Origin of the sequence: Paenibacillus sp. EPM92, from assembly GCF_016586185.1 — a bacterium.
In the GTDB taxonomy this organism is placed as follows: domain Bacteria; phylum Bacillota; class Bacilli; order Paenibacillales; family NBRC-103111; genus Paenibacillus_G; species Paenibacillus_G validus.
Window position 1 is genome coordinate 1 of sequence record NZ_BCPS01000001.1, and the last position, 9240, is coordinate 9240.

The 9240-nt window shown below is 41.0% G+C and carries 5 protein-coding genes and 1 pseudogene; 1 reads left to right on the forward strand and 5 read right to left on the reverse strand.

Going from position 1 to position 9240, the window contains the following annotated elements; all coding sequences use genetic code 11:
* The coding region (locus JMF85_RS27880) for a hypothetical protein (protein ID WP_236595678.1) at positions 1 to 220 on the forward strand (220 nt) is incomplete at its 5' end.
* Positions 221 to 697: 477 nt separating this feature from the next.
* Here the strand turns inward: JMF85_RS27880 and JMF85_RS00005 are convergent.
* From JMF85_RS00005 to JMF85_RS00025, 5 genes and pseudogenes are all read right to left on the reverse strand, one after another.
* Positions 698 to 1090, reverse strand: coding sequence for a (deoxy)nucleoside triphosphate pyrophosphohydrolase (locus JMF85_RS00005; RefSeq protein WP_201317499.1), 393 nt, complete (start codon positions 1088 to 1090; stop codon positions 698 to 700).
* Between the two features lie 12 nt (positions 1091 to 1102).
* On the reverse strand, positions 1103 to 4255 hold the full coding sequence (locus tag JMF85_RS00010; protein ID WP_201317500.1) for a DEAD/DEAH box helicase: 3153 nt from the start codon (positions 4253 to 4255) through the stop codon (positions 1103 to 1105).
* A gap of 148 nt (positions 4256 to 4403) precedes the next feature.
* Positions 4404 to 6309, reverse strand: a pseudogene (locus JMF85_RS00015) (3'-5' exonuclease).
* Between the two features lie 129 nt (positions 6310 to 6438).
* Complete coding sequence (locus JMF85_RS00020; RefSeq protein ID WP_201317501.1) at positions 6439 to 8886, reverse strand: DEAD/DEAH box helicase family protein; 2448 nt, start codon at positions 8884 to 8886, stop codon at positions 6439 to 6441.
* A complete protein-coding gene (locus tag JMF85_RS00025) occupies positions 8867 to 9196 on the reverse strand; it encodes a nucleoside triphosphate pyrophosphohydrolase (protein ID WP_201317502.1) in 330 nt (109 codons plus the stop codon). Before JMF85_RS00025 ends, JMF85_RS00020 begins: the two co-directional genes overlap by 20 nt.
* Positions 9197 to 9240 lie beyond the last annotated feature (44 nt).

The following is a 9240-nucleotide window of genomic DNA, read 5'->3' on the forward strand; positions in this document are numbered from 1 at the left end:
TACCCCAATGAATATTCTTCTTGATATCATCCAGTGGATCATAAATAACGTAGATACAATTCAGCAAGTTCATGATAATACAGTGGACGAGCTGATAAGATACTGCGAATTATATGTAGCGTACCGTCAAGTTCGCGAAATCCACCAAGAACCCAGCGCACCCGACCAAGAGTACGTTGATTCTTCTAAGAAAGACGTCAACAACAACGACAAGGCTTAAGTAAGCGACTGTAAACTGTCAATTCATTCCGCTGAACCTTAAAACTATTCGGTGGCTTGTGGATCTGTTAACTCCGCGAGTCACCGATTACGCTTTATCCTAGCAGCAATCTAGATTGTTACGCCCTGCTTGTGGCCGGTCTTTTCTCTCACTAGAGAATGTAAAAAACAATTTCGACACATTCCCATTAATATGCATATGCTTATGCCGCGCTCATCATAAATTATCGAGTGATAATGATATTTCTAGCTATAATCAATGCACGTCTAAATTCACAGAATATAACCATCAACCAATCAAATTCAATGTCAAGGACCATCCCGACCATTTGAAATGACTGCATACGATGATTAAACGTGTCCGAAATTATGGACCAGCTTTCACAAGAGTTGAAGGGCGCCATGGAGTGGAATCAAGAAAAGAAAGATTTTTCGTGGAAAACCTCTTCTATTCCTTTGTTTCAAATCAATGAAAAGGCTACTGCCTTGGTTCACTTGTTAAAATTACAACGAATTTTATGTCGGCTGGCGCAAATTCATATTCGCCCAGATTCTCAGTGAAAATCCACCTATACTCGTCATGGTCAACCAATACGATATCCCCGCTCACATATTTTGCCTTATGTGCATGCAGCCGAATATGCGTCTCACCGTAATAATGATCATTCACACCAAACGGCTTATACGGTTGAATTTGAATGTTCATTTCTTCTAACAACTCTCTCCTGAGACATTCTTCAATGGTTTCATTATTCTCTATCTTGCCACCCGGGAACTCCCACAAGCCTTCTTGAGCTTTACCTTTCTTACGTCTAGCTATTAGAATCTGCCCATGCTCGTTTTCAATTATCGCCGCAGCTACCTCAATCATCGCCTTCACATCCTATCCAATTGCCTTATTTGCCACTGGCACCAGTTCCGGCGGCATCTCTTCCTTCAATCTCCAAACAAAACTCATGGGTTTATTTCCTTCGTGCCTTACATACTCGGCTTCCCCTAAGAAAACAAAAGGCGAAGTGTAGTTATTCTCCTCCTTGTATTCACGGACAAATAACGCAATTCTTTTCCCCATTTGTTTATGGTGGATATATCGCTTAGCCGTATTCGTTTCTTCCGAAATGCGACTCTGGGTTTGCCAATGAAAAAGACGTTCATTGATGGCGTAATCTTCATATAAAGTCGACGGAGAAAAGTCTTTGTCGGATTTATTTAGTGTAATAAAGAAAATATCCGTTCCTTTATCCTCGAAATACTTCACTCCTTCACGAAAAGCTGGAGCCTTCTCTTCATTCCAAAAGCCGAAGGCCGCCAGCACTTGATCCGTTGAATATGTGCAGTGTAAATCTAAGGGACATACGTAAGGGAATTCATTCCTTTTATCGACAAAGTTAATATGTGCGTAATTATATTTAAGTATTTCAATGATCTCATCCTTAAACGTGTTACAGGAAACAATAGACTGAACCGCATGATTTATGTCCAGATACCCTTGTTTTTGGGGCTCAGATCGGTAGAAGGTATAGTAAAACATATTCAACATCAGACGCTCTTCTTCTGTTTGCACGGGTTTTCCTTGCTCGAGATATTCGATTAAAAAACCTAGAAGTCTCCGAGAGTTCATGCTTAATAAAGCCGGAATACGTTTTGTCAGGTACTCCCTGTTCTCAAACTCAAATGGCTCGATTAAACCCGCTTCAGCCATCAACCCTCGGAATGTTCGATTTCCATTACGCCCACCGTAGAAATCATAAAGACTCAATCCGTGATATCGAATGAAATTTTCTAGTGTTAAGCTTAATCCAGTATCTTCTGCAAAATATTTTAGCTTACCAACTAGGCTCTTTCGATTAATTGTTGTTTGCTTCAGATTTCTAAGGATGTACTCTTTGGCCTGTTTCTCAAGCTGAATGAAGCTTCCGCGTGGTAGGCTCGAAAACCCATGCTCGACGTAGTGCTGAACGGAATGCTTTGTTTTGCCAAGTATAGCTCTAAATTTCTCTTGGAAATTATATTCTTTTTGCGCTTGTCCAATAAAATCAAGAACCGTTAAGCATTCTTTTCCGTCTGCCAAGCGAAGCCCACGGCCAAGCTGCTGTAAGAATACGGTCAAGCTCTCTGTAGGACGTAAGAACAAAATCGTGTTGATCTCCGGTATGTCTACCCCTTCATTGTACAGATCGACAACGAAGATCACCTTGACATCACCTGAGACTAATCTCCCCTTAGCAGAATTACGCTCCTCATCGCTAGACTTTCCATGCAATGCAATAGCGGCTATCCCCGACTCATTGAAAACTTTAGCCATATAGAGCGCATGATCCACACTCACACAAAATCCAAGTGCTTTAATGTCATCCAAATCTGTTATATATTTCTTTAAGCTATTTATAATTTGACTTGCCCGAATTTTATTATGGGTGTATAAATTCTCGAGCTCATTCAGGTCGTAACCGCGCCTTGTCCATTTGACTTGGGATAAATCAACACTATCTGTCACACCGAAATAATGAAAGGGACAAAGCAATTTCCGATCAATCGCATCCGTTAAGCGAATTTCTGCCGCGATGGTATCATTAAAGTAGTGCAATACATCCTTTCCATCCATCCGCTCAGGAGTGGCTGTTAACCCTAATAATATCTGAGGCTGGTAATAAGACAAAAGCTTTTGATAGGAAGGCGCCGCGGCATGGTGAAATTCATCAACAATTATATAATCATAAAAATCTGGAGTTGTTTTTTCAGCCAGCTTTAGTGTGTTAAAACTTTGGATACTAATAAACAGGTGATCAATGGAATCGGCTTGATTACTCCCAACATGAAGCTCTCCGAAATTCAGATCCTTCAAGATAAACCGGAATGTATCCAGACTTTGCATAAGGATTTCCTCGCGATGGGCGACGAACAGTAGTCTTGCTCTCTGATTACGACCGGCAAACCGCTTATAGTCAAATGCAGAAACAACCGTTTTCCCTACACCAGTAGCAGCGACTAGCAGATTTCTTGTTCTTCCATAAATCACTCTCTGAGCCTCTAACTTCTCAAGAATTTCTTTCTGATAATCATAAGGTGTGATGCTAAATTGGAAGGTAAATAGGCTGCTCTCCTGCCCCTTCTTTTTTCCAAGTGCTTGCTTGAGCAGTAATTGATGATCCTGATCCGAGATGGAGAAATTCTTAAATTCCCGATCATTCCAGTAGCTCTCAAAGGTCGCCTCTATTTTTTTAAGTACATCATAGGAATCCTTCTCTGTAACCTTTACATTCCATTCCAAACCGCTCGTAAGAGCAGGATTTGATAGATTAGATGACCCCACGTAGGCTGTAGTAAAGCCTGTGTCTCTTTTGAATAAGTACGCCTTTGCGTGTAATCGTGTACGGTCCGTGTCGTAAGAGATTTTGATTTCTGTGTTCGGTAGCTTGCTTAATTCAATGACGGCCTTATAATCCGTTGCTTCCATATAGGTCGTTGTTATGACACGTAAACGGCCCCCATTTGATGTGAACTCCTCTAACTGCTCCATTAGGCAGCGCAGCCCACTCCATTTGATAAAGGAAACCAATAAATCAACCTGATCTGAGGTTACGATCTCCGTTTTTAGTTCACTCATCATATTGGGCTCCGAATGAGACCCTGTAAATAATGAGCTTTGTGACAATGGAGTTGTAGGTCTATTAACCTTGGAATCCTTGATGCTACGAATGTGGTTCAGCTTGGAATATACGTAGGTTAAAACCTCACCCCGTTCATCAAGCTGCCATTCCCTTAATTCCTCGTTCCCTAGAGTATTGCGAAGGGTTGCAATAAGTTCATTGCAAGTCCGCACCTGCAAAAGAAGTGCATCTTCATCATCACTATTTTGTTCACGAATCATTTTCAAAGCTCTTCGGGTCACTGCAGCTAAATAATTAGACAACTGTTTGCGTGCTTCCTCCGGATCAAGTGACTCTACACCAATGTCATATAAGGAAGAATCCAGGTCAGATAGTTGTTTCCTTGTAAGATTATTGATAATTTGTTCATACAGCCCCTGCTTCATAAAGCACCTCTTCTTCCAATTACTTCACTCACTTGCATATTAATATGCAACTACTTTTGAGAGTAAATTAACACATATCAGAAATTATCGGCTTAAAGTTCCTAAGAAAAATAGCACCCTTTGGGTGCTGCGTACATGCGATATTTAGTTATCCGGATTGAATGTGATTTGACGGCTGCAGGCTTCGACCATTAATAACTTTATCTAAGTATTGAGTAAATTTTGATTGCCCGCTATAGGTTAAGAACAGCCATTCTAATGCACGAGTCATTCCAATGTAAAAGAGAGAAACTTCCCTTTCTTCTACTTCTTCAAGTGTAAATGGCATGTTTTCTATATTAATTATAAAAACAACCCTAAAATCAAGACCTTTAGCACTGTCTATGGTGGATATCTTAATTGTGTTTTCATCTCTTACAAAATTACGCTTAGATTCAGAACTTTCTGTGACCCATGTAAATGCTAAATTATGTTCTTTCAGACTATTTCTTATTTCATCGATGTAAGATATACGATGACTGTTTTTAACCCTATATAGAATAGCGATATCTTGTAGTTGAATATTTTTTTGTTGATGTAGAAACGTAATCGATTTCGATACGAAGTTCATTTCCTCTTGGATATTTCGGAATCCTTTAATAAATGGTTCAGGACCTTTTCTTCGGGTTGATTGTGGAGGAATAATCTCTATGCCCTCAACGGATCCCTCTTGAACCTTATTCTTCAACTGAGAATGTTCTTGATAGAAATCCCAAGCAAATTGTACAATTTGTGCCGTGTTACGGTAATTTATTGATAAAACTTTGGACCTTCCTCTGAAATCTAGTCCAATATCCTGTGCCAGGCTTGTTTTTCTTTTAAAAATTGACTGTGCTCGATCTTCTACCAGAAGTAACGATTGCGTGGCTGGATTTAAACATTCGCTCACTAGCTTTAACCATTCTGGCTCAAAATCCTGCCCTTCATCAATCATGATTGCATCATATGAAGGTACGATTGCTTCCTTATTATTTAATTTTTCTAGTAAGTTAGGAATTTCCGTGTCTTTCATGTTTAGTCTATTTTTGAGCCATTCATGAAAATTATATACTTCAATATTTGAGTCTTTATGATGACTTTTGGACTCTATATTGATTAGATCTAACAAATCATCGGGCTCATCTATCTTTTGATGAATCAGTTGCTTAAGACTTCTTGATAGTGGGATTCCATAACATAAAACAAGGATTTTCCATTCGGTGTGCCTTGGCTAACATCTTTACTCGACTAGCAAGAACAAGTGTTTTACCACTTCCTGCAACGCCACGAATAAGCCGATGTTTATCCCCAATTTGCTTAGCTATATTCTCTTGATGAAGATCCATTGTTTTGATGTTGTGTAATGAGAGCAGTAATTGATCTTGATGGCTGATAGGTGCTTTAAATTCCGCACTAATTCTAACTTCGGGAAAAAGATGAAACCGTATAGCTTGAATATCTTCCTCCGTTAAAATGTTCTTCCTCTGGTTCCATACCGTAAACATTCCATGTATCTTTTCTATTAGAGTTTCTGGGGAGAATTCCTTTTCATTAGGATCAATTTCATCTCTACATAAAACAAATTGAGGTTCTATCACATGATACAGATCAAGCTTAATAAAATCTTCCTGCTTTAATCTTGTAAAAACAGTACCAAATCCATAAGGGAATTTTAAATAGGAGCCATTCTCTTGAACAAGACTTTTATCTTTTTTTAGTTGATCTTGGATTAATCTCGCATTATCCCTGGCTTGCTTCAAGGGGCTCTTCGTAGTTATTAATTCCCCAGCAGTATTCCGTAATGTCCATTCATCGTGATTAATTTGATATAACGTTGCTTTGGTATAATCTTTAACCTCAAGGATAACAAGTCCAAGATCTGGGCCAATAATGACAAAATCCGGTCTTCTTCCGCGAATCTCCGGTTCGTAATAGATAATATAGTCGCCTGGCAAATGTTCCTTTAAACTTTCAAAAAGTATGCGTTCTCCAGTTGTCGCATTTCTTGGTATCGTCTCCGGCACCATGTAAGCCATATTCTGTCTCTCCTAGTACTTAATACTAGTACTATTATAGTACTATAGATGAAGAATGAATATACAAATTTTGTCGGTTTTTGACTCATGCAAGTAATGTCAAACCATTTATACATGAAGACCCCGTCATTACTGAAGGGGTCCTTGCTTTTGCTCTTTACGTTCAAAGTGATGATGCAGCCTATAAAGGCAAATTTCTTTTGTCCAGCGGTACAGGATAGAACGGTGCTCGGGGGCGGGCTCATTTCTTAGACTAAACACCCCATCCTCGAAGCGGGTCATACTCCCTTTAGCAGAACCCCATTTCGTCATTGGCATACGTTCAATAAGCTGGCTAACTCCGGTCTCATTATACTCCCAGAGCTTTCTCGAATCCTTATCTGAGAAGTCGATTCTCCTCCGGTACTCCTTTTCCATAAGGTAACCGTGAAAGAACGACGCTACCTCCTTAGAGGTAACAGACTCCGCCCAATGTTCCGGTCCTCGTTCGAGCATATAAAGGAGAACAATCATTTTATAGCTTTTGGTCATGACCGTCTTCTCGACATCACGGATCCAAGCTTCATATCTATAATATACTTCCTCTTCTTCCTTCGTTAAGCATTCGGCCCACCCAAGAAAACCAACGTAAGAACCGAATTCATTCCGATATTCCCAGCTGTTGGATCTGCCATAAAGGTGAAGCTCTAAATAAGTAGGGATTCGTCCGAGCTCATTCTGTAGATCAAGGAAGGAACGATGCAAACGCTCACGATGTGGCAGCTTCTTACGGCTTAACTCATCGAGCAGATTGATAACTGCCGTCTCCAGATTAAGCTCACATCCGACCGGTACAGATGGAATAACAGATTCCTTTGCTGTTCCCTTTGCTTCCCCTTCACTTGCAAATAATCGAAGCTTCACATCTGCATTTCGGTAATTTCCAATTAAGTCAATGACCGTACAATGCGACTTCTGCTCTGACAATCGCAGCCCCCGACCAACTTGTTGTGTGAACACCGTTAATGATTCCGTTGGACGGACGAAAAGCAAGGTATCTACACTAGGAATATCTACACCCTCATTAAACAAATCGACCGTAAATATGACCTCTAAATTTCCTCTGGCTAATCGTGTTATCGCCTCTTCCCGTGTAATTCCTACTGTTCCAGAGTGAAGACTAACTGCCGATACTCCCCTGTCTTGAAAATAGCCTGCCAAAAAATCAGCCTGCCGAATGGACGAGCAAAAACCAATCGTTCGTGTTTCCTTATGCTCAGTCCAGGCAGCGTAGATCTTGTCGGCCATTGTTTGTTTTAGCTGCGCCGCAGTCAGCTGTTCATCATCATAGTGCGTTCCAAGCCACCTAATGGATGAATAATCGGTATCATCATAAACACCAAAATATCGGAAAGGGGACAACCAGCCACGACGGATGGCCTCAATAAAATGAATCTGGTAGGCGACATTACCGTCACAAAGGGCATAGACATCTTTGCCGTCCATTCGATCTGGTGTTGCCGTGATGCCAAGTAAAAACTTCGGTTTAAAATATTGGATGACCGATTGATACGACGCCGCGGCGGCATGATGGAATTCATCTACCACGATAAGATCAAACTGGTCCTGCGCAAAGGATTCACGGTGTTTCTTCATCCCAAGTGTGTAAATCGAAGCAAACACACAGTCAGCGTTTCCCTCTTTCATGACTCCGTTATAGATACCGAAGGTTTTGTCCCGCATGATGCGCTGGAATGATCGTTTCGCTTGAAAAAGAATTTCTTCACGATGCGCTACAAATAGCACTCGCTTAAAGCGCTGAGCAAAAAAGCCGGCAAGATATGTTTTTCCAAGTCCCGTCGCCATGACAACCATGGCTTTGTCATATTCCTCTTCTAACGTTCTATCTAATGCATCCAGTGCATCGATTTGAGCAAACCTAGGATGGATAGGGGTTTGTTCGCCGTCCAAAACCGTTTTTTCTACAGGATTGCCCGTATTTTCGGTGCGGTACTCATCCTCTTCCATCTCTGTAATCATGCGATTTAACTCCGGATTTTTACGATGACAGGTTCGATACTCCTCTTCATAGATAGCAATGGTATGCTCATTTAACGGCAATGTAGAATCGTGATAGAAGTTCTGCATAAACTTGTCCAAAGCGATTTGGAAGGTATAAGGCTCAGCTTTTGCATTCATCGCTAGGTTCCATTCCATCCCCATTCTCATGGCCGACATGGAAAAATTAGAGGAACCGACGATTAGCAATCCTTCACCGTTCTCATAGTCAAATAAATAGGCCTTAGGGTGAAAGGACGTTCCCATACTTCGCCATAACCGTGCCTCTAGCCGTGTATCAATATCGAGTAATGCCTGCAGGCCTTCCGGCTGCGTAACAAAAAGATAATCACCAGCCAGAACCTTAACTTCAGCTCCCCGTTCTATCGCACCTTTCAGATGGGGCGCCAATAAGCGCACCCCCGACTGCATTACAAAGGAAGTCATGATATAGATACCGGATGCATTCTGCATACCAGCAATGAGCTCGTCAGCTAAATTTTCTGTAATGAGTTTGACATTAAGCGTTGTCGTCGACATCGATTAAATACACCCGCTCCTGAAAACCGCCACGTGCTTCTGCCTTCTTCTCTCTCAGGGCTTCAAGTTGTTCCCACGTTGCACCATGAATGGTGGCCAACGCCCGAATGATCTCAAGCATATCTGCAAGTTCTTCTAATGATTCTTTTGGGCCTTGAGCAGTGAAGTATTCCTCCGACTCTTCCCTAAGCTTTATGACCAGCTCTTTTTTATACTCTTCTTCATCCAATATACGCGTGCGACATTCCTTACCATTCGCTTTGATCACCTGGGGAATAAGATCACGAACAAGTTTATTATAAACCGGCATGGGTATTTCATCCTTTGCAAGTTAGTTATCTATTATTGTATCAC